Here is a 25872-nt window from a genome sequence, read left to right on the forward strand (position 1 = left end):
CGGCCCATCATTTCACCTCGTTCGTCGGCTGGGTGACAAACAGGACATGCCGCCCATATTTGCCCAGATTTTCAAGACCCAATGTCGCCGCCTCCGACGCCATGTCCGGAGGCACCGAGAAAGCCACCGGTGCACCGCTGCCGGCCAGTCGCGCGAAGTCTTCGAGATCGATGGCACGCGCTTTGCCCTGGGAATAGAATTCGGCCGAGTAGCTGCGCCCGCCGAGGATATAAAGCGGCGCACCGGGCATCGCTGCGCTAGCGACCGCGACGAGCCCCTTGTCGGATTTCAATCGGATCTTCTGCGGCGCGAAAGCCGCGCCCGAGGTCAGCGCCAGGAAAAAAGCGAAGATTACCGATGTCGCGATGGCAAATCCTGTTCGAGCTGCACGGCTCGGTTGAGCCTCGAACACCTGCGTGAACAGCACCACCAGCAAGACAGCTGCAGCCGGCAAGCCGGGCAGGACATAGGCGGCAAGAATATTTGATGCAGGCGTGAACAGCAGCAAAGGCGACAACGTCCAGAGCAACAGATAAACCAGCCAGCCCGAGCGATCCCGTCGAAACATCGTGACCGTCTTGCCGAAGCGGGTCAGTAGCAAGGTGGCAACCAAGCTCCAAGGCAGGGCAGCCATCTGCCAGAACAGCCAGATCATGCCCTTGGCTTCCCGATGGCCAGACCCGTACAGATCACCCTGCCAGCCGGGGGTTAGGAAACGCTGAACATGCTCTCCGATCAGGAAGTAGCGCAGGAAACCGGGCGTGGCGATTTCGGCGGCGACATACCAAGGCGCGGCCAGCGCTGTCAGTAATACCATGCCGCGCGCCCATGGCAGCAGGCGCAGCAGGTGCCAGTTCCATGTCAGGGCCAGCCACAGCATCAAGGGAATGCCGCTCAGCACAACCGCCACCGGCCCCTTGGCCAGCATACCAATTGCCAGCCCTAGAAAGACGCCATAACCCCAACGACTGTTGCCACCTCCGACCGCCTGCCAGAACCCGACCATGACGAGCGTCGTGCAAAGAACCATCGGCATGTCGGTCATCACGAAACCCGAAGCGCCAAAGAACATCGCCATCGTCGCCAGCACCGCCATGGCAACCAACGCCGTATTGCGCCCGACGGTATCACGCACCCACAGCCAGACGAGAAACAGAACCGCCAGCGCGGTCAGCAGGATCGGCAACCGAGCGGCCACTTCGTTCACGCCGAACAACTGCATCCCCCCTGCCGACAGCCAGGTATGCAGCGGCGGCTTGCCCCAGAACGGCACGCCATAGTCGAATTGCGGTGTCAGCCAGTTCCCGGTTTCAACCATCTTGCGGGCGATTTCGCCGTAACGGGCCTCGGTCGTGTCGGTGAAAGGTACGGCAAACATTGCCCAGAGCCGCAGGAGCCCGAATCCCGTCAGAACTGCCACCAGAAACCGGCGGGTCGGGCCATCCAACTGCATATCACGCAGCGTCGGTCTCACATTTGGGCGGGTTCGGGCCACTGCCGCGTGGAGGGGCACATGGGCCTCATCTATTATTGTCATTTTGTCCTGCTCGATAGGCTGACGGTTCGTGTCAGCCGCCATCTATCAAGAACGATCTGTCAGGGGTGTTGCCGGAACTATACCAATCCGTAATGTCCCGACGTCTTGACCCAAACGCACAGCGGGCTATCCCTGCGGGCAGACAAGATATGGAAAGCAGCAGCCATGCGCGTCCTTGTGGTCGAGGACCATGCCGAAACGGCCGACTACATCGCCTCCAGCCTCCGGGCGCAGGGGCATCTGGTCGATCATTGCGACAATGGCCGCGAAGGTTTCCTGTCGGCGCTGGACAACAGTTATGACGTGATGATCTTTGACCGCATGTTGCCAGGTCTGGATGGGCTGACCCTGATCAAATCCGTGCGCGGCGCAGGAGTCGAGACGCCGATCCTGATCCTTTCGGCGATGGACGGGATCGACGACCGGGTCGAGGGGCTTGAGGCGGGATCGGACGACTATCTCGTCAAGCCATTCTCGTTTCAGGAACTATCAGCGCGGCTGGCGGCGCTGACTCGCAGGCCGCCACTGAAAGCCGAGGAAACCGTCTTACAGGTGGCCGACCTGGAAATGAACCTGATCCGCCGTACGGTCACGCGGGCAGGCATTTCTCTGGACCTGCAACCACGCGAGTTCCGCCTGCTGGAATATCTGATGCGCAATGCCGGCCGGGTACTGACCCGCACGATGCTGCTGGAATCGGTCTGGGATTTCCATTTCGATCCCAAGACCAACGTCGTCGAGACCCATATCAGTCGATTGCGTAACAAAGTGGACAGGCCCTTCGAGATCGAGTTGATCCATACCGTCCGCGGTGCCGGGTATAGCCTGCATGGCTAGGGCCGGCGGCATGTCTCGCTTCCTGCGCTCGACCTCGGCGCGGTTGTCTCTGCGTTTTGCCGCACTTTACGCCATCATCACTGCCCTCGTCTTTGGTCTGACCTACCACTTCGCGGATCGCGAAATCAGCGAATGGGTACTAGACCAACTTGCGGACGATTCAGCCGGTTTTGCCAATCTTTACGAAAGCGAAGGTCTGGACGGGGTTCAGGCAAAGCTTGGCGGATTTGCCGGGTTCAATTTCGAGGATTATCGGATCTATCTGCTTCAGGACGCGGATGGCAACGTTCTGACCGGAAATGTCGATGCCATCGACTGGCAGGGCAGCAGCGGCTACGTCCCGGTCAATGCAATCCAAGCCGAAAAGCCCCGTTATGACGATGTGACAGGCTACCTGCTTCATTCGGCGCAGCTCGGCCCGAACCGGCTGACATTGGGCACAAGCACCTATTTTCTTGAAGAGCTGCGCGAGGTTTTAGGTCGCGGATTCCTTGCAGGTTTTATCCTCTTGCTGCTTACCGGTTTACTGGCCGGGGTCATTGTCGGCCGCAGAACCGAACGGCGGCTGACCCGGATCTCCACGACGCTGAAATCAGTGGCATTGGGGCAATTGGATCGACGCGTCCCCGTCACTGGCAGCGATGGCGATGACCTTGCCCGTATGGCAGATGAAATCAACCGCACCATCGCACAGCTTCAGCAGATGGTCGAAAGCCAGAAACAGATTTCGGCCGATATCGCCCATGACCTTCGCACGCCCATGCAACGCCTGCGACAACGGCTGGATGTGCTTCTGAATGCGCCCGACCTGACTTCCGAGATCAGGGAAGATGCGGAACAAGCCGTGGAGATCGCCGACGATCTGATCGAGACATTCCACGCCCTGCTGCGGATCGGGCAGATCGAATCCGGTCAGCGGTCAGGTCGGTTTACCGCAGCCCCGCTTGCCCCGATCCTCGCCCGGATCGAAGACGCCTACGGCCCCGTCGCCGAAGAAAACGGTCAAACGCTGAGGTTTGACATCGAAGATCAGGACGCGATGGTTCAGGGCGATCAGCAACTCCTGACCCAGATGATCGCAAATCTCGTTGAAAACGCCCTGCGTCACTGTTCATCAGGTACGCGGATCGAGGTAACGCTGTCGAGGGTGGATGACAGCGCCCTGCTTCAGGTTTCCGACAATGGTCCGGGCATCCCCACAGCAGAACGCGACAAGGTTTTCCGCCGTTTCTATCGCCTCGAGAAGAGTCGCACGACCCCGGGCAATGGCTTGGGACTCAGCATGGTATGGGCGATTGCCGAATTGCATGGCGCGGTGTTGACACTGAACGATAATCATCCGGGCCTGCGCGTTCTGGTCTCGTTTCCGCCTATTGCTCGCGAAGATTACGAACCCCGCTGATTTCTATCGTTTTTGGGTTCGCTGTTATGCTACGGCTGCGAATGGCAGGATGCATCCGAACAATGCCGCACTTGATGCGTTGCACCGCCGACCTCCGCACCTCCCCCGACCTTCTTCAGCCCTCGCAACCGCTGTGCTGATTCCGCACCCGCGACGAGCGGTATCAAGGTCACAGATCAATGACTTCCACCGGCCAAGAATTGCTGCGACGAACATGAATGGCTGGTTTGGTGACGCCACATAGTGGCGCCGAGACTATATCGAATGGCAGTAAAGGGCCGGGCGTGCCATGTCGCTCTGCCAGGATGGTCACACGGCCTGCCGCACCGCCGCATGACCGCATCGAGCCCACTTTGACCGATGCTGCGTAAAGGATGTATCGCTGCTTTCGAGGGCGGTAGAAAACCTGCTTGATCGCAGCCGCGATGCGGAGGGAAAGCAGCGCCGAGTTGTCGGAACGCGTGAACCAAAAGGCGATCTAATCGAACGATTCAGCGCTTCACCCCGTCTGCGGCTGCCTCTCAAATACTGCGCGGTGCCCAGAGAATAATACCCGCACCGACAAGGCAAATGACCGCTCCAACTACATCCCATTGATCCGGGCGATGCCCTTCTACGCCCCATAGCCACAGCAGGGACGATACGATGTAAACGCCACCGTAGACTGCATAGGCGCGGCCCGCCTGATCGGCGGGGCTGAGCGCCAGTAGCCAGGCGAAAGCGGCAAGGGACAGCATGCCCGGTGCCAACCAAAACACGCTCTTGTCCAGCCGGAACCAGGCCCAGAAAGCAAAGCATCCGGCAATTTCGGCCAGCGCAGCGGCGAAGTAGATAAGAACCGTCTTCATCGGGCCAGACATACGTTCCGAGGAGGATCGGGTCTATTGCGAAAAATCTTTCAAATTCAGGGAAGCGAGCCCAAATCCGATCCAACACTTGGATAGGCCGCCGTCATCGACTTAAGTTGCTTGGCCGCCAGGCCCAGCTTGATTGCCAGCCCGAAGAAATTGATCAGTTCGCCGTATTCCGGGCCGAACAGGTGCGCGCCGAGGATCTTGCCGTTCGACTTGTCCACGAGGACCTTCGCGGCAGCAGAGGTCTCGCCGATCCGGTAGTTCGAATACCAATCGCCAGTGTCGGTGAACCGAACATCGACATCATACCCGGCGTCCCTTGCCTCACTTTCCAACATACCGACACGCGCCACTTCCGGGACTGTGAAGACGGCTGTAGGAATACCGGCATAATCCGGTGCGGTCTGAGTGTCTTTGAGCATGTTGGAGGCCGCGACCTTCCCTTCGATCACTGCGACTGGCGTCAGCGGCATGCCATCGGTGTCGGCGCAATCTCCGGCGGCAAAGACCGCGCTGTTCGTCGTGCTTTGCAGATGCGGGGCTACAACGATGCCCTTGTCGCTGTAATCAACACCAGCCGCCTCAAGATTCAGATCGGCCAGGGCTGCCACACGGCCCGCGCCATGCACGACCAGATCGGTTTCGATTGTTCGGGTTTCATCGCCCGACTTCACCTCGACAGTGAATGCTCTACTGGCTTCCGAGACCGACACGATTTCGGTTTCGCGCATCAGGTCCACGCCGATACCGCCGCTGCGGTCGATCAGCATTTCGACCAGATCGGGATCGAAGCCGCGTAAGGGCCGGGCGCCACGATCCACGATGATCGGGTTGGCTCCGGCCCGTGCGGCGATATGCGCAAACTCGAAGGACACGAAGCCGCCACCGATAAAAAGAACCCGATTGGGAAGGGCCTCCAGGTTGAGGAAATCCGTGCTGTCGATCACGAGATCGGCCCCTGTGAAGCTCAGCGGCCTGGGCATGGCACCGGCGGCCACGAGGAACCGTTCCGACTGATATGCCGTTCCATCGACCTCCAGCGTGTTGCTTCCCGTGAACCGCGCGGCTCCATGCAGGGTTTCGACGCCGTTGCCCGACAGGCCCTTTTCCATCTTGTCCGGCACGGGATCGGTGAAGCCACGCTTGTGTGCCATCAGATCGGCCCAGTTGATCGACAGATCACCGGGATCGATCCCCTTGCCCTGCATGAGCCGTGCCGCGTCCATGATTTCCGCACCGCGCCGCAGGATTTTCTTTGGATCGCAGCCGCGCAATGCGCAGGTGCCGCCGTAGGGCAGCGCATCGACAATGGCGACACGCCATCCTGCCGCGCCACATTTGTTGGCCGCGGCCACGCCCGCCATGCCCGCCCCGATGACGATCAGGTCGTAGTCTTCATTCATTCTCCGGTCCTTGTCCTGATCTTCATCCGGCGCAGCAGCTCAACTTTGCCACGTCCATATCGAAGGTTTGCGCCGCCAGCTTCAGCCCTTCCACGGTCGTCAGATAGGGGAAGATCGTCTCCCCGAGCGCCTTTGTGGTCATGCCAAACTTCAGCGCCATAACGAGGGTCTGGATCGTATCGGACCCCTCGGGCGCGATGATCTGGCCGCCAAGCAGCCGGTCGGACTTTCTGTCCGCCACCAGCTTGATCAATCCGCGCGTGTCGCGTGCGGCCAGTGCGCGCGGCACCTGATCGAGCGGTACGATGGACGTCTTGACGTCGAGGCCCGCGTCCCGCGCCTGGGCTTCACCGAGACCGACGCCCGCGACCTGCGGGTCGGAAAACACCACCCAGGGCATCGCGGCGTTGTCGTAGCGATGGTCTTCGCCGAGAACCGCATTTTTGGCCGCGAGCTTTGCACCATAGGCCGCCATATAGACGAACTGGTCGCGGTCGGTCACATCGCCTGCGGCATAGATGCCGCGCACCGATGTCTGCATGTCCTCGCCGACGACGATGGACCCACGCGCGTCGGTTTCCACGCCGATTGCGTCCAGGCCCATATCTTTGGTATTGGCCCGCCTGCCAGCGGTCGAAACGAGGTGATCCGCCGTCACTTCGACAGGCTTTCCGTTCTGGATCACGCGCAGTGTCACGCCCGCGTCGTCGCGGCGCACAGTGTCGTAGCTTAACCCGGTCAGAAGAGTGATGCCTTCGGCCTCGAACGCCGCCGCCAATGCCTCCGAGACCTCTGGTTCCGCGCCGGGCAACAGATGCGAACGGGCGACAAGCGTGACCTTCACGCCCATGCGGCTCATCATCTGGGCCAGCTCCGCGCCAATGTAGCCCGCGCCGATGAAGATCAGGCTTTTCGGCAGTACTTCGAGTTCCAGAAGACTGGTGCTGTTGAGCGCGCCGATTTCCTCGATGCCGTCGATGGTCGGCAGAACGGGACGCCCGCCCGTGGCGATGATGGTCCTCGGTGCTTTCAGGGTTCGCTCACCGACTGTCACGCCACCTTCGATCAGCCGCGCGGGACCGGCGTCGATGTAATCGACATCCTCATATTCCGGCAGAAGGTCCGCGTATTTCTTCTGGCGCAGGGTCGTGACCAGATCGTCCTTGGACTGAACGAGCGTCTGCCAATCATCCACTTGTGCCCGTCCCGACAGGCCGGGGAACCGCTTGGCAGCCCCCGCACAGTGCACGGCCTCTGCCGCACGGATCATCGCCTTGGAGGGCACGCATCCCACGTTGACGCAAGTTCCGCCGATGGTGCCATGTCCTACGAGGGCGACACGCTTTCCGGCATCCGCGCCGGTAATTGCGGCGGAGAACCCCGCCGATCCGGCCCCAAGAACGATCAGGTCATAGCCGCCCTGTTCATCGTCGGTTTTGTTCAGGTCTTTCATCTCAGCGCGCCTCGCCATGTTCGGGGTCTTTTGGTCTGGCGGCGAGCAGATATATGACCGCGCCGATGGCGATCAGCGGTGTCAACATGCCGAGGAGGCCGAAGACCATGCCGGTGGCGGTGCAACATCCCATCATCATAAGAGCGATCCTTTCTTTTGCGCACGGTTCAGGAGAACCGCGTAGAGTGCTGTGGCGGCGAAAACGCCGATTGTGATCCGTATTGCGAACCTGAATTCGAGAAGAATGATCAGGATCGACAGGGCCACCGCGAGGCCGGTGGCCCAAAGTTTCGGGGCCGGTCCCGGTTTGCCAGCGCGCAGCCAAAGGGCCTGTGCCACCACGGCGAGGCTGAAAAACAGCAGCGGGAACAGGGCGTAATCGAGCCAGCCCGTGAGGGCCGACAATCCGACGCCAGCGACGATGACGACCAGAAGCGGTGTAAAGCAGCAGAGCGCGGCGAAGAGCGCACCGCCAAGCCCCCATTTCAGCAGACGGTCGGAATTTTCAGGTGTGTCAGTCAAGGAGCCGTCTTTCTCTGTGATGGGTCGGGGCCGGAGGCGCGTTTCATTTGCGAACGACGCAGTGCGCGGACGATCAGGTAGGTCAGACCCGCCAAAACCAGCACGGCAATGCCACTCATTCCAGAGAGCCAAGCCCCAACGCCGCCGAACAACGCTGCAAGCACGGCAGTTCCGCCGCCGCAGCAGACGACCACGACCGGAGCTGCTATTCCGAAGGCCAGCAGGCCACCCATCAGATTGTCACGCATTGCAGGAGATTGTCACGCATTGCAGGCGGCTCAGGAGGCTGTGTCGGGCAGCACCTGCGCCGGATAGCCATTGGCCGTCACCGCGCCGATGATGCTTTCGATGGAAGTTTCGGCGTCATCGTAGGTCACGCTGTAAACACCCTGCCCGTATTCGGGGCCGTCCTCGAATGCGGCGATCTCGACCGACGGAACACCGCGCATCGAGCTGGCAACAATGAACGAACAGGACGGGCATGTCAGTTCGCTGACGGCGATCTCGACCTGGCGCTCTTCAGCGAGGGCCGGGGTCGAGAGTGCGACGATGGCCAGGGCGGATAACAGGAGATGCTTCATGGTCATGGTCCTCGTTCAGAATTTCAGGATGAAGGGGGTGATGTAGGGAAAGATCATGGCGACAGCGACAATCGCGGAAGCGGCCCAGAGGGTTGCGCGCATGATGCGGCGGTCGATGGGGCGGGCGCAGGTGCCATCGGCACAGGCCTCGGCATCTACAGGCTTGTAAGCCTTGTAGAAGCCGTATCCCAAAAACGCGGCGCTCAGCGCGAAGGTGTACCATTTGTAGGCATAGAGCGCCCCGAGCTGCGCGATGAACACGCCTGTCACGCCAAAGCTGACCAGCACCAATGGAAGGATGCAGCAAGAAGTCATCGCCAGCGCACCGAGGACGCCGAGGCCGGTCACGCCCCATCCCTTGGTGGTTTCGTCGCCAATTTTCTGCGACTGAGATTGCGGAAGTTCCGCCAAATGTTGTTCCATCGAATCTTCCTTGAACAGATGTTTCCACCGTTCTAGGGTCTGTAGTTGATACAGGCTCAAGGGATTTTTCGGCACAATGAGTAACACAAGCGTGAGATCAATTCGGCGGGGCGATTTGGCCCGCGCAACGGGCTGCAACCTGGAAACCATTCGCTATTACGAGAAAATCGGGATCATGCCGGACCCGCCGCGCAGTACGAAGGGCTACCGAAGCTACGACGATGCCCACGTCAAGCGGCTGAAATTCGTCATGCGGTCCCGCGATCTAGGCTTTTCTCTCGAAGAGGTTCGCGGGCTGCTTGGGCTGGTCGATGACCGATCCCGGACATGCGCCGAGGTGCAGATCATCGCCGAAGATCATCTGACTGACGTTCAGGCCAAGATTGCCGATCTGCAGCGCATCGAGCGCGTCCTGTCGGACACTGTTGCGCGATGCACCGGCGATGCTGCCCCAGAATGCGCGGTGATCGATGCGTTACTCGATGCTTAGTCCACCCTGAAGAAGAGGGGGCAACGGACCTTCGTGAACGGCGCAGCGAAAGCCCGAAAAGTCCGCTGTGCCGTCGCTCAGGCAAGCTGCGGCGATGGTCGGGAGCGAGCCCAGACCAACGTTCCTGCTGCGTCGCGGCGAATATCCGTTTGTAGAAATAGTTTGCTAAACGGCCAACTTTTTGTATAGTTGGCTACATGGAAAACTATCATGTCCGTCGTCAGAACATTTGGCGCAGATTGGGGCGTAGACTAGCGGAGAGCGGGCCTCGTCTGGGATTTGATGTTAGGCTGTGAGCTTGCGGTGCTGCAAGCGCCGATATTCGATGGTTTTTCGTTTGATCCTTTCGCGCTGTTTGATGATGGCCTGTGCCCTGCCGAAGTAGACATCGGCAGGCGTCACGTTGGCCAGGCTCTCGTGGTAACGCTGGTTGTTGTAGTGCTCGACGAAGGCCTCGATCTGGGACTCGAGGTCGCCGGGCAGGAAGTAGTTCTCCAACAGGATGCGGTTCTTCAGGGTCTGGTGCCAGCGCTCGATCTTGCCCTGGGTCTGCGGGTGGCACGGCGCGCCGCGCACATGGCTCATCTTGTTGGACTCGATGTATTCGGCCAGCTCGCCCGCGATGTAGCTGGGGCCATTGTCCGATAGCAGCCTGGGTTTGTGTAGAACGGTGGCGCTGTCGCAGCCCGAGGCGGCGAGCGCGAGGTCCAGCGTGTCGGTCACGTCCTCGGCCCGCATGTTGGTGCATAGCTTCCAGGCGATGATGTAGCGCGAGAAGTCGTCAAGCACCGTCGAGAGGTACATCCAGCCCCACCCGATGATCTTGAAGTAGGTGAAGTCGGTCTGCCACATCTCATTCGGCCGCGTGGTCTTGGTGTGGAACTGATCGGCCGCCTTGATTACCGTATAGGCTGGGCTGGTGATCAGGTCATGGGCCTTGAGCAACCGGTAGACCGTGGCTTCCGACACGAAGTAGTGTTTCTCGTCGGTGAAGCGCACGGCCAGTTCGCGTGGGCTGAGGTCGGTCGCCTCCAACGCCATCTCGACGATCTGGTCCTGGATGTCCTCGCCAATGCGGTTCCACACCCGGTTCGGTGCCGAAGGGCGATCCTCCAGCGCTTCCGGCCCACCTTCCCGGTAGCGGTCATACCAGCGGTAGAAGGTCCGGCGGGCAATGCCGAGCTGGTCCAGCGTCCGCCTGGCCGGCAGGTGCGACTGCTCGACGATACGGATGATCTCCAGCTTCTCGGATGCGGGATACCTCATTCGTCGTCGCCCCCATCCGCGATCATGCTTTTTTTAAGCAAGCGGTTTTCCAGCGTCAGGTCCGCCACGCACTCCTTCAGCGCACGGGCTTCGCGGCGCAAGTCCTGCACGTCACCGGAGGTCGCCGCACGGGCGGTGTCCCCGGCCAGGCGGCGTTTGCCGGCTTCCATGAACTCCTTGGACCAGCTGTAGTACAGACTCTGCGCGATGCCCTCTTTGCGGCACAACTCGGCGATACTGTCGTCACCGCGAAGACCTTCAAGCACGATGCGGATCTTGTCTTCGGCCGAGAAGTGGCGGCGGGTCTGACGCCGGATGTCCTTGACCACCCGATCTGCAGGGGGCTTGGTCGGCGATTTTGAATTGGAGGATTTGGGCTTCATCTTCGTTCCTTCGTCACTACGACGAAGCCCAAATCCTCCTTAAATCACAACCTCAAATCTGTGCCATAGCCGCTGACGGGGGACACTCTACCGGGTCATCACCAGCGAACGGTTCCTGACCAAGCAAGGCCTCGGCAACGAAGTGCCATTTTTCATCTGCCCGTTCCCGGCGGAAGAAGGCGTCACAATGTTTGAGGACCGGCGCGATCTGATCGAGCGGATCGCCCATGCGGGCGTGACAGCGCTCGACCTGAGCCTCTACGAAATCTCCCTTGGGCTTCTCGAGGAGCGCGGCATCCTCGAAGACGTCCTTGCCGCAGAGCCTGAGATGGACAAGTCAGAGCTGCGCGAGCTTTTGCAGGGCGTTCTTGATGTCCATGAACACCTGATCCCAAAGATTGGTGCGGCTATCGCCGCTCAGCCGCATGACGTGATCTTTCTCTCCGGTGTGGGCGAAGTCTATCCGTATATCCGCTCGCACAATGTGCTCAACAACCTCCAGAGCACCGCCAAAGACAAGCCAACAGTCCTGTTCTTTCCCGGCAGCTACACTCACTCCACAGCGACGGGGGGATCCCTCGATCTCTTCGGGTTGCTGCATGACGACAAATATTACCGTGCTTTTAACATTCTGAACTATGAGGTCTGACCGGATGACCACTGCTCTGAGAAACATTTTCGCCAAGCCTGTCGACCGCCCGATTGATGGCGTGATCAAGGCTGACGATGAAGCAAGCCTGCGCATCGAACTCGACGAGTATGTCATCACCGATGAAATCGGCAAACGCCTCGAGACCTTCCTGGATGCCTACAACAACTATGACACCGCCAACGGGGTCTGGATTTCTGGCTTCTTTGGCTCGGGCAAGTCGCACCTGCTCAAGATGCTGGCCCTACTTATGGAAAATCGGGAAGTCGATGGCACGCGGGCTTTTGACATTTTCGAGGAAAAGCTGACCGGTCAGCCAATGCTCTTGGGCGCGTTGCGCAAAGCCGTCTCCGTGCCGTCAAAGTCGATCCTCTTCAACATCGACCAAAAGGCTGACGTCATCTCGAAGACCGATGTGGATGCGCTGCTTTCCGTGTTCCAGAAGGTCTTTGACGAGGCCTGCGGCTACTACGGCAAGCTGCCTCATATCGCGCAGTTTGAGCGCGACCTCGATGATCGCGGCCAGCTGGCAGCGTTTAAGGATGCCTATGCGGCCGCCGCCGGCAAGCCTTGGGAGCGCGGCCGTGAACAGGCAGCGCTCGAGCGCAAAAACATCGCCACCGCGTTCGCATCCGTGACAGGCGGCGATCCGGCAGATGCCGCAGACATTCTTGGCCAGTACCGCGCCGACACCCGCGTTTCGATCGAGGACTTTGCCAACAAAGTGAAGGCTTGGATTGATAAGCAGGCACCAAAGTTCCGCCTGAATTTCTTCGTCGATGAGGTGGGCCAGTACATCGCTGAAAACGTCAAGCTGATGACGAACCTGCAGACGATCGCCGAAAGCCTGAACACGAAGTGCAAAGGCCAAGCCTGGGTCATCGTGACCTCGCAGCAGGACATGGAAGCCATTATCGGGGATGGGAAAGCGTTTCAGTCGCAGGACTTCTCGAAGATCATGGCGCGCTTCGGCGTGAAGATGCCGCTGAACTCGGCCGACGTGGCTGAAGTTATCCAGCGCCGCCTTCTATCCAAGACCGACGAGGGCCAGGTGCGTCTCGGCAACCTGCACGATCGTGAAGAGAACAACCTCAAGACCCTGTTTGATTTCACGGACGGGTCGATCAAGCTGAAGAACTTTGATGGGCGCGCCCATTTCGTCTCGAGCTACCCGTTCCCGCCTTATCAATACATGCTGTTCCAGATGGCGATCACGTCGCTCTCGCAGCACAACGCCTTCGAGGGCAAGCACAGCTCGGTCGGCGAACGCTCGATGCTGGGCGTGTTCCAAGAGGTCGCCAAGAAGATGGCAGACCAGCCCGTAGGCGGTCTTGCCACCTTTGATCTCATGTTCGAGGGCATCCGCACGGCGTTGAAATCCGCCGTACAGCAGTCGATTCAGATTGCCGAGAAGGAAATCCAGGACATTGACCCCTTCGCGGTCCGTGTTCTGAAAGCGCTCTTCCTCGTGAAATACGTCAAGGAGTTCAAGCCCACGGTCCGCAACATCAGCGTGCTGTTGCTCTCCGAGTTCGACACTGACCAGGTCAAGCAGCGCCGTAAGATCGAGGAGGCGCTGTCTTTCCTTGAGCGCAACACGCTCATTCAGCGCAACGGCGAGGTTTACGAATTCCTGACGAACGAAGAGAAGGACGTCGAGGCGGAGATCAAGGCTCTCGATGTCGACCCATCAGAGCTTTCCAAGGAAATGGAGACGCTGGCGTTCGACACGATCCTGCGTCACCGCAAGATCAAGCACCTGACCACCGGCAACGAATACAGCTTCAGCCGGAAGCTCGATGACCACCTGCTGGGTCGGGAGTACGAGCTCTCCATCAACGTGATCAGCCCGTTCAATGATGATGTTGCATCACCTGAAGCCGTGCGCATGCGGAACATGAGCCGGGAAGAACTGGCGGTGGTGCTGCAGCCCGATGTGCGGTTCATCCGCGATCTGACGCTCTTCAAGCAGACGGACAAGTTCATCCGCCAGGCCCGCGCGGGTTCCCAGCAGCCAGGCCGTGATCGTATCGTGGCCGAGAAGGGGGATCAGAACAGCCGCCGCTACAAGGACCTTGAACTGCGCCTACGCAAGCTGATGGCCGAGGCGCGGATGTTCGTGCGGGGCGATGAGCTCGACATCGGGGGCGAGGAGCCCCAGGACCGGATCGTGAAGGGCTTCCAGGGCCTTGTCGACAAGGTCTATGTTAACCTGCCAATGCTGCGGGGTGTGACCTATGCTGAGGCCGATATCCTGAAAGCGGCAACGCCCGAAAGTGGGCTCTTCGGCAATAACGGCGAAGGGCTGACCGAGGCTGAGCAGGATGTGCTGAACTATGTTCAGTCGCAGGCTCGCAATGGCGTAAAGGTCTCGGTGAAATACCTCACCGAACGTTTTGGTGGCAAACCCTATGGGTGGCCGACGACGGCTATCCTCTGCCTGGCTGCCAGCCTGTCAGGCAAGGGCAAGCTTGAAGCCCGATCCGACGGCACGGTGCTCGAGCGCGCAGACCTCGCCAAGGCGCTCAACAACAGCCATGCCCTTGCCAATATTCTGCTTACCCCGCAGACCGAGTTCACCTCTGCCCAGATCCGGAAGGCGAAAGAGCTCTACAAGGAGCTGTTTGATTTGCCATCGGATGGGACTGACGCGCGGACGATCGGCGCGGAATGGCTGGAGAGCACGCGGACGCTGTCAGAAGATCTGGGTAAGATGCTGGCGCAAAAAGCGCAGTACCCGTTTGTCGTGGCACTCGAGCCCTTAGCCACGAAAATTGCTGCGATGGTGGGTAAGCCCGCCACTTGGTATATCACCGAGCCTGCGGCGCAGGAGGATGATCTTCTCGACGCCAAGGAAGAGGTGCTCGACAAAATCCGCAGCTTTATGGGCGGCGCCCAGCGCGAAATCTATGACGATGCGCGCGAATTTCTGCGTGATCAGGAAGCGAATATTTCCTATGTGGATGCGGCCGCGGGCGATGCGCTGGCCCGCGTCTTGGCCGATCCTGCTTGCTATAAGGGCACGGCCATCCAGTCCCTGAAATCCGATCTCTATGGGTTGAAAGATCGCGTTGAGTTGACCGTGCTCGAAGAACGCAAAGCTGTCGTTGCGGCCGTTGAGGACTGCGCGGCGAAGGTCACGCAGACGCCAGAGTTCCAGGCGCTGTCGGCAGATGATCAAGCTCACATCAAGCGCAACATCGACAGCCACAAATCCGGGCTCGAGAGCGTCAAAATGATCCCGATCCTGCGCGATCGGGCGAATGGAGCGAGGCTCGACCTGTTACCGCGGATTTTGGCGGAGGTTGAGCGTCTCAGCCGGCCTGCGGCGCCGACGCAACCGAGCCCAGGGATGGGGGAGACCCCGGCGCCCGCTCCGCAGCCGACCTATGTCAACGCTTCCGAAATCAAGGTTGGTTTCGCCAAGCCCTACCTGACCGAAGAGGCTGACGTCGAACACTACGTCCAAGAAATGAAAAAGACCCTGCTGGAACAGATCCGCGCGGGCAAGAAGGTGATTGTCTGATGGACACGAACGCGCTGAAGAAGTTTGCCCAAGCTGCCCGTAATCTGCTGATCGACCAGGTTCGCTCTAAGCTTGATCTTGTGCTCGATCCTGCCTCGCCAGCGCGGCGGGAACACCCTCAGGCGATGAAAGAGCTCGATGCCGCGATCGCGCGGGATGGGAGGGCGCAGGTGATCGAGCAGGTGGCCTATACCTGGTTCAACCGCTTCACAGCGCTCCGTTTCATGGATGCGAATGGCTATACGACAGTCGGGGTTGTTTCACCGGCTGAGGGTCAGACAAGGCCCGAGATTTTGGCTGAAGCGATGGCGGGGAACCTGCCCGAGGGTGCGCCGGGCAGCATCGCGGCGCTGCTCGATGGCCGCACGCCGTCTTCTGATCCCCAGGGGGAAGCCTATCGTCAGTTGCTGGTCCATACCTGTAACCAGTGGCATGGCCCCATGCCGTTCCTGTTCGAGGAATTGGACGACTACACTGAACTGCTGATGCCCGAGGATCTGCTGTCGCAATCCTCGATCCTTGCTGAGCTGCGCAAAGTCATGACGGAGGGCGCCTGCCAGGATGTCGAGATCATCGGCTGGCTCTACCAGTTCTACATCTCCGAGAAGAAGGATCAGGTCTTCGCGGGCCTCAAGAAGAACCAGAAGATCACGGCCGAGAACATCCCCGCCGCGACGCAGCTCTTCACCCCGCACTGGATCGTCCGCTACCTGGTCGAGAACTCTCTGGGGCGGCTGTGGCTCTTGAACAGGCCGGGGTCGAAGCTGGCCGAGCGGATGGACTACTACATCGCGCCGGAAGAGCCGGAGACCGACTTCCTGAGGATCGGCAAGCCGGAGGAGATCAAGGTCTGCGATCCCGCCTGCGGGTCGGGGCACATGCTGACCTATGCCTTCGACCTGCTCTACGCGATCTACGAGGAAGAGGGATACGATCCGGCCGAGATCCCTGCGCTGATCCTGACGCACAACCTGACCGGGGTCGAGATCGACTGTCCCCCGTCAGCGGCTATGGCACAGATTTGAGGTTGTGATTTAAGGAGGATTTGGGCTTCGTCGTAGTGACGAAGGAACGAAGATGAAGCCCAAATCCTCCAATTCAAAATCGCCGACCAAGCCCCCTGCAGATCGGGTGGTCAAGGACATCCGGCGTCAGACCCGCCGCCACTTCTCGGCCGAAGACAAGATCCGCATCGTGCTTGAAGGTCTTCGCGGTGACGACAGTATCGCCGAGTTGTGCCGCAAAGAGGGCATCGCGCAGAGTCTGTACTACAGCTGGTCCAAGGAGTTCATGGAAGCCGGCAAACGCCGCCTGGCCGGGACACCGCCCGTGCGGCGACCTCCGGTGACGTGCAGGACTTGCGCCGCGAAGCCCGTGCGCTGAAGGAGTGCGTGGCGGACCTGACGCTGGAAAACCGCTTGCTTAAAAAAGCATGATCGCGGATGGGGGCGACGACGAATGAGGTATCCCGCATCCGAGAAGCTGGAGATCATCCGTATCGTCGAGCAGTCGCACCTGCCGGCCAGGCGGACGCTGGACCAGCTCGGCATTGCCCGCCGGACCTTCTACCGCTGGTATGACCGCTACCGGGAAGGTGGGCCGGAAGCGCTGGAGGATCGCCCTTCGGCACCGAACCGGGTGTGGAACCGCATTGGCGAGGACATCCAGGACCAGATCGTCGAGATGGCGTTGGAGGCGACCGACCTCAGCCCACGCGAACTGGCCGTGCGCTTCACCGACGAGAAACACTACTTCGTGTCGGAAGCCACGGTCTACCGGTTGCTCAAGGCCCATGACCTGATCACCAGCCCAGCCTATACGGTAATCAAGGCGGCCGATCAGTTCCACACCAAGACCACGCGGCCGAATGAGATGTGGCAGACCGACTTCACCTACTTCAAGATCATCGGGTGGGGCTGGATGTACCTCTCGACGGTGCTTGACGACTTCTCGCGCTACATCATCGCCTGGAAGCTATGCACCAACATGCGGGCCGAGGACGTGACCGACACGCTGGACCTCGCGCTCGCCGCCTCGGGCTGCGACAGCGCCACCGTTCTACACAAACCCAGGCTGCTATCGGACAATGGCCCCAGCTACATCGCGGGCGAGCTGGCCGAATACATCGAGTCCAACAAGATGAGCCATGTGCGCGGCGCGCCGTGCCACCCGCAGACCCAGGGCAAGATCGAGCGCTGGCACCAGACCCTGAAGAACCGCATCCTGTTGGAGAACTACTTCCTGCCCGGCGACCTCGAGTCCCAGATCGAGGCCTTCGTCGAGCACTACAACAACCAGCGTTACCACGAGAGCCTGGCCAACGTGACGCCTGCCGATGTCTACTTCGGCAGGGCACAGGCCATCATCAAACAGCGCGAAAGGATCAAACGAAAAACCATCGAATATCGGCGCTTGCAGCACCGCAAGCTCACAGCCTAACATCAAATCCCAGACGAGGCCCGCTCTCCGCTAGTCTACGCCCCAATCTGCGCCAAATGTTCTGACGACGGACAGCGCAACTATCCTGAAACTGGAAAATTCAGGAGGTATAGTTGTGAGTTCGAAGAAGCACTGGTCGCCCGGGAGCGATGTTGCCGTTCAAAGCGTTGAGCGAAGTGAAAGAGGCGGGTGGATTGTATCTGGCGTCTTGGCTCCCAACGGCATTTGCCCAGACTGTGGATTGCATTCACGCCGACGTCACGGCTGGCGGCGTCGGCGGCTGCAGGATTATCCCGCGCATGGAGACGAGGTAACGGTTGATCTCGCAATTTGCCGTTGGCGATGTCAGGCACCCGCTTGCCCACGCCGGACATTCTCAGACCAAATCGCCTCGATTGCGCGTCCATTTGCACGTCGTACTTCGCGTGTCGGGGAGATTGTCACCCATCTTGGGCATGCGACCGGCGGACGGCCAGCCGAGCGGTTGTTGCATCGTTTGGGCCTTGGAGTCAGCGATGACACGGTGCTTAGGCAGCTGAAGAACCGTGCCCAAGACAGTGGCGAGTCGCCGACAGTCATCGGGATCGACGACTGGAGTTGGCGGAAATCGCAAACCTACGGCACGATCATTGTGGATCTGGAGCGTCGCGTGGTGATCGACATTCTTGAGGATCGAGATGTCGTCAGCTGCACCAACTGGCTGAAGCGACACCCCGAGGTGGAAGTGATCAGCAGAGATCGCTGCGGTCTCTACGCCCAGGCAGCACGGCAAGGGGCACCGCAGGCGAAGCAGGTCGCTGACCGGTTCCATATCGTACAAAACCTGCGGCAGGCCATCGAGGAGCAAATGAACCTTCACGGCCGTGCGACCGGCAGGGCGCTGCTGTCCGACGCCGACAACATCACCGCAGCCGGCAGCCTTCTGAAGTCACGCCTGGCGCATAGGACGTCTCGGGAAGAGATTTTCGCCACCATTCATGCGCTCCGAAATCAGGGGCTTTCATGCAGCGAGATCGGGCGGCGAACAGGGTTCCCGCGTCGCAGCATCGCGAAATGGCTGCAGTTCGAGACACCACCGGACCGCAGGCGGGCCGCTTTGAAGCCGACATCGCCGTGGTACTTTGAAGAGTTCCTGAGCCAAAGCTGGAAGGAGGGCATTCGAACTGGCAGCGCCCTGTTCCGTCTGATCCGAGAGCGCGGTTACGAGGGGAGTCAGTCGCATTTGCAGCGTCTGTTGGCGGGCTGGCGAAAAGCAGAACAGCAAGGGAGCGACTCCAAGGTAGAGCACGAAATCCTTAAGCCAGTCCGGGACCCGGAAACGGGGCACGCGATTTCCCCGGTCATCGCAGCCGCGCTGTGCATCAAACCCCGCGGAAAGCTCACCCCGGATCAAGCGCGGAAAGTCGACGCGCTCAAGGCCGGTTCTCCCGCCTTCGCAACGATGCGAAGTCTCGCCATGCGGTTCAACGGTATCCTGCGCGGCCGCCAAGCAGACCCGCTCCCAGCATGGATCGACAACGCGATCGAAACCGATCTGGCGCCCATCGTGCGCTTTGCCCGCACATTGAACCGGGACTTCGATGCAGTCAAAAACGCCATCGAGATGCCATGGAGCAACGGCCAAGCAGAAGGTCAGATCAATCGCCTGAAGACGCTCAAGCGCGCCATGTACGGCCGAGCCGGTCCAGAATTGTTGCGGGCGAGAATGCTACCGTTCCGCCACACAGATTGAGGCAGAGCCGATTAAAGGGCAACGCGACATTTCTGATCAACTATTTGATCCTCGGCCGTTGTGCAAACCGTTCTCGCGCAGGGCATTTCAACGGGGATGCCGTGCGATTGTGGGTCGGCGAGAGTAAGCTGACCGGCATCCATCCCGATGCCGACGACAATCGTTTTCGGGGCGGGATCGCCGATGACCCAGGTACTCGTCTCGTCGAGGTCAGTCTGACAGCAAGCCGTTTGCTTGTGCAGCTTTACCGAGCAAGTATCAGGCCGGACGAATGAACATGCGGTCATCCACATGCGCGGCGGCATCGTCGGAGCGGATGGCGCGGTAGCAATGCCACGTCGCGTGTCCCAGCAGCGGAAACACCAGGATCAGCCCCAGTCCGACCGTAAGCAGGCAAAGGACGAACAGCGCCACCACGATGGCGCCCCAGGCGATCATCACCGCAAGGTTGTTCCAGACCATCGCCATGCTGATCCCGAGCGCCGAGAGCGCATCGGTCCGTTCCGTCAGCAGCATTGGAAAGGCGAAGACGCTGATGGCGAAAGAGAAGGCGGCGAAAAGCGCGCCGACGGCAGAGCCGACCAGCAACAGGGCCCAGCCCGCCGGCGTCAGCAGAAGCATCGGAACGATTTCCTCGGTGCCCGGAAAGGCCACCATGCCGAAGAACAGCGCATAGATCAGCACCGCCGCGCGCATCCACAGCAGGAAAAGCCCAAGAAGCATGACCCCCATGAAGACACCGGCACGACCGGACCGAAGCCGCACGAATAGCATCGGCGCAAGGGTGATCGGTTCGCCTGCCTCCAGTCGGCGGCTTTTCTCGTAAAGCCCGCCGGCGATCAGCGGCCCGACCACCATGAAACCCGCGAGCGCCGGGAACAGGGCATAGTCGAATTCCAGGTGGAACAGGAACCACACCACGACGACTGAGACGAGGAAAACGCCGAGGCCGTAGACCAGACTCGAAAGCGGGTGGGTCCAGAGATCGCGCCACCCGGCCTGCAGCCATGTCAAGGCGGTGTGCCACGGTAGATCGCGGGCGTGTGGGCTCGGGCGCGCCAAGGGTGGGACCACCTTCGGAATGACGCCCCCGGCGTGCGGATTGTCGGGCGGCGGCGGGGCGTTGTTCTGGCTCAGCATGACGGTTTCGCCGGGCGGTAGGTGTCGGCGCCTTCCTTGGCGGTTTCAACGCAGCTCGGTTGCGACGACAGCGAGACCGAGACGAGATGGATATTGGCGGCCGCGAAGACGGCCACCACCAGCAATGCGGCGGAGATCGCCAGAACACGGGGCCGCTCAATGGTCATTCTGGGCCTCCATCGGCCAGCGAGGTGATGTAAATGGCAAGCATCTTGCGCTGCACCTCGGTCAGGCGGTTTTCCCATGCGGGCATCCAGCCCTGTCGGCCGCCATAGATCGTCTCGAACAGCGCCTGATCGGTGCCACCATAGATCCAGTGAGTGTCCGTGAGATTCGGGGCACCAAGGTCCTGCATGCCCGTGCCATCCGCGCCGTGGCAGCTGGAACAATTGTCGGCGAAGAGCGCGGCGCCTACCTCCAGCCGCTCGGGCGAGGCGCCGCTGTCGAGGCCCGCCAGCGACTGCACGTAGTCCGCTACGATGCGGATCTGGTCCCGGTCGAGCATGCCATCACGGCCGAACGCCAGCATCTCGGCATAGCGCGTGTCGGGATGAGGTGCATTGATGCCGACACGCAGGGTTTCGAGGATCGTTTCGTCGTCGCCGCCCCAGAGCCAGGCGTCATCGACCAGAGAGGGATAGCCGGGGCCGCCTTCGGCGCGGCTTCCGTGGCAGGCCGCGCAATTGTCACCGAAGAGTGCGGGTGCTGTCCGGTCGACGTGGGCCATGAGCAGGGTGTCGTCACGGATTTTGTCCAGCGGGAGCGCGGCGATTTGATCCGCCCAGACGCCACGGGCGGCATCCGCGGCGGCTACGCGCTCTTCCACCTGTTCTTGTTGGTCAATGCCGAGTAGCCCGCGGGTATAGGTGTTCACCAGTGGCCAGGCCGGCATGAGCACCCAGTAGACCAACGCCCAGATATGCGTGACGATGATGAAGAACCACACCGCCCGCGGCACGCGCGTGTTCAGCTCTGTGATGCCATTCCATTCGTGGCCCGTGGTCTGGTGACCGGTGAGGGGATCGCGTTCCTTTACCGACATGGTCCGTCCTCGTCATCCAGAATACTGTTCGCGGCCTTGTCGAAGCGTTTGCCCAGCGACGGCCAATAGGCGTAGATGGTGATCCCCACCGACAGGGCGATGAGGTAGAACAGCCCGAAGGACTTCGCGACTGTCGAGGTCAGGTCGTGCGTGAGGTCCATCCTGTCAGTCCTCCTCGAGTGGCCGGTTTTCAAAGGCGGCGTCGGTGAGCCCGCCGAGGATCTGGAGGTAGGCCACCAGGGCATCCATTTCCGTGACGCGGTCCTGGCGCCCGTCGAAATGGCGGATGCCGGTCGCGTCCCCGTAGCGTTCGCTGACCCCGTCGGCTGCGTCGGTATCGGGCCTGGCCTGGCCACGCGCGTCGGCTTCGGCATTGGCGATCTGCTCGTCGCTGTAAGGCACGCCCACCGCTCGTAGCGCCGCAAGGCGGTCCGGCATGTCGTCTGTCTCAAGCGTGGCGTCCAGAAGGAAAGCATATTGCGGCATCACCGATTCCGGCACTACGGCGCGGGGATCGACGAGATGACGCACGTGCCAGTCATCGGAATACTTGTTGCCCAGCCGGGCAAGATCCGGCCCGGTCCGCTTGGACCCCCAAAGCATCGGGTGGTCGTATTTCGATTCCACTGCCAGCGAATAGGGTCCGTAGCGATCCACCTCGTCCTGCAGGGTCCGGATCATCTGGCTGTGGCAGGCATAGCATCCCTCGCGAATGTAGATGTCGCGTCCGGCCTGTTCGAGCGGCGTATAAAGCCGCATGTCCGGCGCGGCCTCGACCGTTTCGTCAATGGTGAAGAGCGGCGCGATTTCCACGAAACCGCCCACTCCGGCGGCGACGATGATCCCGAGGGTCAGAGCCATCGAGTGCCGCTCGGTGCGATAGTGGGTCCGGGCGTGGAATTCGAACAGGCGGGCAAAGGGGGAGAGGATCTTGCGAAACATCAGGTCACTCCGCTGCCGGAACGGCAGGTTCGGCGGCTTCGGACGAGGTGGGGTAGTCGCGTTCCGGGCGTTTTTCGGGGGCGTGCCGGATCGTCATGTAGACGTTGTAGGCCGCCAGGATCGCCCCGGTCAGGAACAGCGCCCCGCCGCAGGCCCGCGCGACGTAATAAGGGTGCATCGCGACCAGCGTGTCGGTGAAGGAATAGGCCAGCGTGCCGCTGTCGGTGTAGGTGCGCCACATCAGCCCCTGGATGATGCCGCTGTTCCACATTGCGAAGACGTAGATCACCGTGCCCGCCAGCGCGAGCCAGAAGTGCCATTCCACCAGCTTCCAGGAATACATCGTTTCGCGCTTCCACAGCAGCGGAACAACGGAGTAGATCGAGCCGAAGGTGATCAGCGCCACCCAGCCCATCGCGCCCGCATGGACGTGGCCTACCGTCCAGTCGGTGTAATGTGACAGCGAATTGACCGCGCGCACCGCCATGAACGAGCCTTCGAAGGTCGACAGCCCGTAGAACACCGCCGCCACCATCATGAAGCGCAGCGTGGCATCGTCGCGCACCTTGTGCCACGCGCCGTTCAGCGTCATCAGCGCGTTACCCGCACTGGCCCAGGAGGGCACCAGCAGCATGACCGAGAAGGTCATGCCTAGCGTCTGCACCCATTGCGGCAGGGCAGTATAGTGCAGATGGTGCGAGCCGGCCCAGATGTAGAAGAACACGATGCCCCAGAACGACAGGATCGACAGGCGGTAGGAATAGATCGGTCGCTCTGCCCGCTTGGGCAGGAAGTAATAGAGCATGCCGAGGAACCCGGCCGTCAGGAAGAAGGCGACCGCGTTGTGGCCATACCACCATTGCGTCATCGCGTCCTGGACGCCCGCGAAGGCCGAGTAGCTCTTTGCTCCTGTCAGGCTGGCTGGGACGGCGAGGTTGTTGACGATATGCAGGATTGCCACAACCAGGATGAAGGCGAGGTAATACCAGTTGGCGACGTAGATATGCGGCTCGTTCCGGCGCGCCAGCGTGCGGATGTAAAGCACAAAATAGACCACCCAGACGATGACAAGCCAGATATCGGCATACCATTCCGGCTCGGCGTATTCTTTCGACTGGGTAACACCCATCAGGTAGCCCGACGCGGCGATGATGCAGAAAAGGTTGAAACCCAGCAGCACGAACCACGGCGAGACATGCCCTGCCAGACGCGCCCGGCTGGTGCGTTGCATGACGTGATAGGACGTCGCGATGAGGGCGTTGCCCCCGAAACCGAAGATCACCCCCGATGTATGAACGGGGCGAATGCGGCCGAAGCTTGACCATGCCGCGTCAAAGCGCAGGTCGGGCCAGGCAAGTTGCGCCGCGACCCAGACACCCATGCCCATACCGACGACGGCCCAAAGCAGGGCGATCACCAGCCCGGCCTTGGTCGGGTCATCATAGTAGGTGACCGTGCGATCCTCGTTCGGTTCGGGCTCGCCTATCGCACGCAGGACGAAACAAGTCGTGATACCGGCTGCAATCAGCACGATCGCGCCGTGGCTTCCCATCGGATCGCCACGCCCCGCTGCGGCCATCACCAGCCCGATTATCGCCATGACGACACAAATCATCAATGCGATCTGGCGTTCGCCCCCTGTCAACCGTTCAATCATCTGGCTACCTCCCGGTCGCTTCTATGTCTTGGCGGCCGCGGACGGTCCTCCGCCTGAAGTATCCGGCGGGCATCGCCTTCCAGATCGTCGAACTGATTGGCTTTCATTGCCCAGAAAAATGCTCCGAGGCCGATTGCGCCCATCACCAGCGTGATCGGGATCAGTAACACTATGATGCTCATGTCTGTCCCACCATGGGCGTTTGTCGGGCTGATGCGAGTTGGGCCTGAGCCTCGGCGCAAATGTCGTTCAGGCGCTGCGCGGCAGGGATGACCGCATTGATCGCACTCGCGCCGGTGCCGCAATAGAGCGGCATCTGTTCCAACGCGCCGGTCGTGGTGCGCAGGGGCGAGTCCGTGCTCTGACGCAGTCGAGGGATGGGGCCGTCATGGGCAATCACCTCGTGTGAAATCCGCTGGGGGTCATGTCCCATCAGGGCTGGGCCGAAGGCCTCGGTGACACTATTGCGAAGAACGCGCACCGCCGCCCCCTTGGGCCAGTTCAGCACGAAGCCGTCGGTCAGGACGGTATCCTCCCCCCGGGCGCCCACGATCCGTTGCTTGTGATAATCATGGGCGAAGGATTCAGCGGTGGCCAGAAAGGCGGTGCCGCATTGGACGCCCTGCGCCCCGAGCGACAGCGCCGTGGCCAGCGCCTTGCCGGTGCCGATGCTGCCCGAGGCGACAACCGGAAGAGCCGTGGTGTCCAGCACGGCCCGAAGCAGGTCGAATGTCGGGGTGCGCCCGTGGACGTGACCGCCGGCATCTTGCCCCTGTGCGATCAGCACATCCGCACCGGCAGCTTCGGCATCCCGTGCGGCGCGCAGGGTGCCCACCTGGTGCAGCAGAAATGCGCCCGCCGTCTTCACACGGGTAACGGCCTCGGGCACGACGTCCCAGAAGAACGAGAAGACCGCCACCTTCATCGCGAGACAGGTTTCGATCTGTAGGTGCAGCAAGTCGGGGTCGGTGGCTGCCGGGATGATGTTGACGGCAAACGGGCGGTCCGACAACCTGCGATAAGCTTCGATTTCCGAGATGATGAGTGACGGCGCCTCGCGCACCATCCCCAGCGTCGGGAAACCGCCCGCATTGGCAACCGCAGCGGCAAGTTCGGCGCGCGCGACGCCTCCCATACCGGCCAGGATGACGGGATATTCACATCCCAGAAGGTCGCATAAAGCTGTGCGAAGGGTCCCCGGATCGGCCATCATGCGGCATCCCCCTTGAGGCGCTGCTTCAGATAGTCCCGCAGCACCACCGCCTGGTTGTGCTCTCGGTCCTTCGCGGCAAAGAGAAGGGTGACGGGGCCGGCTCGGCACCATGCGAGGCAGCGTTCGACCGCGTCCGTGTTGTCCGCCAATTCGTGCAGATAGCGGTTGCGGAACTCGCCCCATCTATCCGGGTCGTGGCCGAACCATTTCCTGAGTTCGGTGGTCGGCGCGATGTCCTTGATCCAGTCGTCGTGTCCAAGATCGGCCTTCGAAATACCTCGCGGCCAGATCCGATCCACCAGCAACCTCGCGCGGTCCGTGGTGGACGCTTTGTCGCGAACGCGGGCGATGTCGATATCGGATTGATTGGCCATGTGATCC

Annotated in this window: 26 protein-coding genes and 2 pseudogenes; 9 read left to right on the plus strand and 19 right to left on the minus strand. The window is 60.9% G+C overall.

The window, feature by feature from the left end; translation table 11 throughout:
- Positions 1-7 precede the first annotated feature (7 nt).
- A complete protein-coding gene (locus PAF12_RS17305) occupies positions 8-1579 on the minus strand; it encodes a glycosyltransferase family 39 protein (protein WP_271109849.1) in 1572 nt (523 codons plus the stop codon).
- A 123-nt stretch (positions 1580-1702) separates the two neighbouring features.
- On the opposite strand from PAF12_RS17305, the gene PAF12_RS17310 reads away from it, so the two are divergent.
- Positions 1703-2374: a response regulator transcription factor gene (locus PAF12_RS17310; RefSeq protein ID WP_119746555.1), complete on the plus strand. Its 672-nt coding sequence runs from the start codon at positions 1703-1705 to the stop codon at positions 2372-2374.
- A 10-nt stretch (positions 2375-2384) separates the two neighbouring features.
- On the plus strand, positions 2385-3776 hold the full coding sequence (locus PAF12_RS17315; protein WP_271109850.1) for a HAMP domain-containing sensor histidine kinase: 1392 nt from the start codon (positions 2385-2387) through the stop codon (positions 3774-3776).
- 521 nt (positions 3777-4297) lie between these two features.
- On the opposite strand, the gene PAF12_RS17320 is transcribed toward PAF12_RS17315, so the two are convergent.
- Genes PAF12_RS17320 through PAF12_RS17355 form a run of 8 tightly spaced genes read right to left on the minus strand, consistent with a single transcriptional unit; the run spans position 4298 to position 9012 of the window.
- Positions 4298-4624 (minus strand): YnfA family protein, encoded by a 327-nt coding sequence (locus PAF12_RS17320; protein ID WP_040546036.1) that lies wholly within the window; start codon positions 4622-4624, stop codon positions 4298-4300.
- Between the two features lie 56 nt (positions 4625-4680).
- The gene (locus PAF12_RS17325; RefSeq protein WP_271109851.1) at positions 4681-6033 is read right to left on the minus strand and encodes an NAD(P)/FAD-dependent oxidoreductase; all 1353 of its coding nucleotides are present in this window, start codon (positions 6031-6033) and stop codon (positions 4681-4683) included.
- Between the two features lie 22 nt (positions 6034-6055).
- The gene (merA, locus tag PAF12_RS17330) at positions 6056-7486 is read right to left on the minus strand and encodes a mercury(II) reductase (protein ID WP_040545982.1); all 1431 of its coding nucleotides are present in this window, start codon (positions 7484-7486) and stop codon (positions 6056-6058) included.
- A gap of 1 nt (position 7487) precedes the next feature.
- Complete coding sequence (locus PAF12_RS17335) at positions 7488-7625, minus strand: hypothetical protein (protein WP_007803572.1); 138 nt, start codon at positions 7623-7625, stop codon at positions 7488-7490.
- A complete protein-coding gene (merF, locus tag PAF12_RS17340; protein WP_007803570.1) occupies positions 7622-8008 on the minus strand; it encodes a mercury resistance system transport protein MerF in 387 nt (128 codons plus the stop codon). Before merF ends, PAF12_RS17335 begins: the two co-directional genes overlap by 4 nt.
- Positions 8005-8256, minus strand: a complete 252-nt coding sequence (locus PAF12_RS17345; RefSeq protein WP_072629817.1) for a hypothetical protein — start codon at positions 8254-8256, stop codon at positions 8005-8007. The genes merF and PAF12_RS17345 overlap by 4 nt, the downstream gene beginning before the upstream one ends.
- Before the next feature lie 30 nt (positions 8257-8286).
- Positions 8287-8589: a hypothetical protein gene (locus PAF12_RS17350; protein ID WP_040545980.1), complete on the minus strand. Its 303-nt coding sequence runs from the start codon at positions 8587-8589 to the stop codon at positions 8287-8289.
- Between the two features lie 15 nt (positions 8590-8604).
- The gene (locus tag PAF12_RS17355) at positions 8605-9012 is read right to left on the minus strand and encodes a mercuric transporter MerT family protein (protein ID WP_007803565.1); all 408 of its coding nucleotides are present in this window, start codon (positions 9010-9012) and stop codon (positions 8605-8607) included.
- Positions 9013-9103: 91 nt separating this feature from the next.
- On the opposite strand from PAF12_RS17355, the gene PAF12_RS17360 reads away from it, so the two are divergent.
- Positions 9104-9502, plus strand: coding sequence for a helix-turn-helix domain-containing protein (locus PAF12_RS17360; protein WP_040546033.1), 399 nt, complete (start codon positions 9104-9106; stop codon positions 9500-9502).
- A 285-nt stretch (positions 9503-9787) separates the two neighbouring features.
- Here PAF12_RS17360 and PAF12_RS17365 read toward each other — a convergent pair.
- Positions 9788-11151, minus strand: a protein-coding gene (locus PAF12_RS17365) for an IS3 family transposase (protein WP_271106531.1) whose coding sequence is annotated in 2 segments (ribosomal slippage) — positions 9788-10801 and positions 10804-11151 — 1362 coding nt in all. Because the reading frame shifts where the segments join, the coding sequence is not laid out codon by codon here.
- Positions 11152-11266: 115 nt separating this feature from the next.
- Here PAF12_RS17365 and PAF12_RS17370 point away from each other — a divergent pair.
- The 6 genes and pseudogenes from PAF12_RS17370 (at position 11267) to PAF12_RS17395 (ending at position 19772) form a co-directional block, all read left to right on the plus strand.
- On the plus strand, positions 11267-11800 hold the full coding sequence (locus PAF12_RS17370; RefSeq protein ID WP_271109855.1) for a DUF1788 domain-containing protein: 534 nt from the start codon (positions 11267-11269) through the stop codon (positions 11798-11800).
- A 4-nt stretch (positions 11801-11804) separates the two neighbouring features.
- Entirely contained in the window at positions 11805-15326 is a 3522-nt protein-coding gene (brxC, locus tag PAF12_RS17375) for a BREX system P-loop protein BrxC (protein ID WP_271109779.1), read from the plus strand.
- A pseudogene (locus PAF12_RS17380) lies at positions 15326-16318 on the plus strand (class I SAM-dependent DNA methyltransferase); the annotation flags it as partial. The gene brxC and the pseudogene PAF12_RS17380, both read left to right, overlap by 1 nt.
- Positions 16319-16403: 85 nt before the next feature.
- A pseudogene (locus tag PAF12_RS17385) lies at positions 16404-17765 on the plus strand (IS3 family transposase).
- Positions 17766-17958: 193 nt separating this feature from the next.
- Positions 17959-19497, plus strand: coding sequence for an ISL3 family transposase (locus PAF12_RS17390; protein ID WP_078522938.1), 1539 nt, complete (start codon positions 17959-17961; stop codon positions 19495-19497).
- A complete protein-coding gene (locus tag PAF12_RS17395; protein WP_271109780.1) occupies positions 19494-19772 on the plus strand; it encodes a hypothetical protein in 279 nt (92 codons plus the stop codon). The genes PAF12_RS17390 and PAF12_RS17395 overlap by 4 nt, the downstream gene beginning before the upstream one ends.
- On the opposite strand, the gene PAF12_RS17400 is transcribed toward PAF12_RS17395, so the two are convergent.
- The 9 genes from PAF12_RS17400 to PAF12_RS17440 are packed head-to-tail and all read right to left on the minus strand — an operon-like array spanning position 19756 to position 25865.
- Positions 19756-20637: a DUF2189 domain-containing protein gene (locus tag PAF12_RS17400; protein ID WP_271109781.1), complete on the minus strand. Its 882-nt coding sequence runs from the start codon at positions 20635-20637 to the stop codon at positions 19756-19758. The two genes, PAF12_RS17395 and PAF12_RS17400, sit on opposite strands and share 17 nt — an antisense overlap.
- Complete coding sequence (locus PAF12_RS17405) at positions 20631-20804, minus strand: hypothetical protein (protein WP_271109782.1); 174 nt, start codon at positions 20802-20804, stop codon at positions 20631-20633. The genes PAF12_RS17400 and PAF12_RS17405 overlap by 7 nt, the downstream gene beginning before the upstream one ends.
- On the minus strand, positions 20801-21679 hold the full coding sequence (ccoP, locus tag PAF12_RS17410; protein WP_271109783.1) for a cytochrome-c oxidase, cbb3-type subunit III: 879 nt from the start codon (positions 21677-21679) through the stop codon (positions 20801-20803). The genes PAF12_RS17405 and ccoP overlap by 4 nt, the downstream gene beginning before the upstream one ends.
- Positions 21670-21840 (minus strand): cbb3-type cytochrome c oxidase subunit 3, encoded by a 171-nt coding sequence (locus PAF12_RS17415; protein ID WP_271109784.1) that lies wholly within the window; start codon positions 21838-21840, stop codon positions 21670-21672. The genes ccoP and PAF12_RS17415 overlap by 10 nt, the downstream gene beginning before the upstream one ends.
- A 4-nt stretch (positions 21841-21844) precedes the next feature.
- Positions 21845-22621, minus strand: coding sequence for a cytochrome-c oxidase, cbb3-type subunit II (gene ccoO, locus PAF12_RS17420; protein ID WP_271109785.1), 777 nt, complete (start codon positions 22619-22621; stop codon positions 21845-21847).
- 4 nt (positions 22622-22625) lie between these two features.
- Positions 22626-24278 carry a cytochrome-c oxidase, cbb3-type subunit I gene (gene ccoN / locus PAF12_RS17425; protein WP_271109786.1) on the minus strand — a complete coding sequence of 551 codons (1653 nt, stop codon included), beginning with the start codon at positions 24276-24278 and terminating at the stop codon, positions 22626-22628.
- The gene (gene ccoS, locus PAF12_RS17430; protein WP_271109787.1) at positions 24275-24460 is read right to left on the minus strand and encodes a cbb3-type cytochrome oxidase assembly protein CcoS; all 186 of its coding nucleotides are present in this window, start codon (positions 24458-24460) and stop codon (positions 24275-24277) included. Before ccoS ends, ccoN begins: the two co-directional genes overlap by 4 nt.
- The gene (locus PAF12_RS17435; protein WP_271109788.1) at positions 24457-25491 is read right to left on the minus strand and encodes a nitronate monooxygenase family protein; all 1035 of its coding nucleotides are present in this window, start codon (positions 25489-25491) and stop codon (positions 24457-24459) included. The genes ccoS and PAF12_RS17435 overlap by 4 nt, the downstream gene beginning before the upstream one ends.
- The gene (locus PAF12_RS17440) at positions 25488-25865 is read right to left on the minus strand and encodes a DUF488 domain-containing protein (protein ID WP_271109789.1); all 378 of its coding nucleotides are present in this window, start codon (positions 25863-25865) and stop codon (positions 25488-25490) included. Before PAF12_RS17440 ends, PAF12_RS17435 begins: the two co-directional genes overlap by 4 nt.
- Positions 25866-25872 lie beyond the last annotated feature (7 nt).

Origin of the sequence: Paracoccus sp. SCSIO 75233, assembly GCF_027912675.1 — a bacterium.
In the GTDB taxonomy this organism is placed as follows: domain Bacteria; phylum Pseudomonadota; class Alphaproteobacteria; order Rhodobacterales; family Rhodobacteraceae; genus Paracoccus.

Coding starts and splice junctions, on each gene's coding strand:
- PAF12_RS17305 (WP_271109849.1), bottom strand. CDS start 1,579: ATGGCGGCTGACACGAACCGTCAGCCTATCGAGCAGGACAAAATGACA.
- PAF12_RS17310 (WP_119746555.1), top strand. CDS start 1,703: ATGCGCGTCCTTGTGGTCGAGGACCATGCCGAAACGGCCGACTACATC.
- PAF12_RS17315 (WP_271109850.1), top strand. CDS start 2,385: ATGTCTCGCTTCCTGCGCTCGACCTCGGCGCGGTTGTCTCTGCGTTTT.
- PAF12_RS17320 (WP_040546036.1), bottom strand. CDS start 4,624: ATGAAGACGGTTCTTATCTACTTCGCCGCTGCGCTGGCCGAAATTGCC.
- PAF12_RS17325 (WP_271109851.1), bottom strand. CDS start 6,033: ATGAATGAAGACTACGACCTGATCGTCATCGGGGCGGGCATGGCGGGC.
- merA (WP_040545982.1), bottom strand. CDS start 7,486: ATGAAAGACCTGAACAAAACCGACGATGAACAGGGCGGCTATGACCTG.
- PAF12_RS17335 (WP_007803572.1), bottom strand. CDS start 7,625: ATGATGATGGGATGTTGCACCGCCACCGGCATGGTCTTCGGCCTCCTC.
- PAF12_RS17345 (WP_072629817.1), bottom strand. CDS start 8,256: ATGCGTGACAATCTGATGGGTGGCCTGCTGGCCTTCGGAATAGCAGCT.
- PAF12_RS17350 (WP_040545980.1), bottom strand. CDS start 8,589: ATGAAGCATCTCCTGTTATCCGCCCTGGCCATCGTCGCACTCTCGACC.
- PAF12_RS17355 (WP_007803565.1), bottom strand. CDS start 9,012: ATGGAACAACATTTGGCGGAACTTCCGCAATCTCAGTCGCAGAAAATT.
- brxC (WP_271109779.1), top strand. CDS start 11,805: ATGACCACTGCTCTGAGAAACATTTTCGCCAAGCCTGTCGACCGCCCG.
- PAF12_RS17400 (WP_271109781.1), bottom strand. CDS start 20,637: ATGCTGAGCCAGAACAACGCCCCGCCGCCGCCCGACAATCCGCACGCC.
- PAF12_RS17405 (WP_271109782.1), bottom strand. CDS start 20,804: ATGACCATTGAGCGGCCCCGTGTTCTGGCGATCTCCGCCGCATTGCTG.
- ccoP (WP_271109783.1), bottom strand. CDS start 21,679: ATGTCGGTAAAGGAACGCGATCCCCTCACCGGTCACCAGACCACGGGC.
- PAF12_RS17415 (WP_271109784.1), bottom strand. CDS start 21,840: ATGGACCTCACGCACGACCTGACCTCGACAGTCGCGAAGTCCTTCGGG.
- ccoO (WP_271109785.1), bottom strand. CDS start 22,621: ATGTTTCGCAAGATCCTCTCCCCCTTTGCCCGCCTGTTCGAATTCCAC.
- ccoN (WP_271109786.1), bottom strand. CDS start 24,278: ATGATTGAACGGTTGACAGGGGGCGAACGCCAGATCGCATTGATGATT.
- ccoS (WP_271109787.1), bottom strand. CDS start 24,460: ATGAGCATCATAGTGTTACTGATCCCGATCACGCTGGTGATGGGCGCA.
- PAF12_RS17435 (WP_271109788.1), bottom strand. CDS start 25,491: ATGATGGCCGATCCGGGGACCCTTCGCACAGCTTTATGCGACCTTCTG.
- PAF12_RS17440 (WP_271109789.1), bottom strand. CDS start 25,865: ATGGCCAATCAATCCGATATCGACATCGCCCGCGTTCGCGACAAAGCG.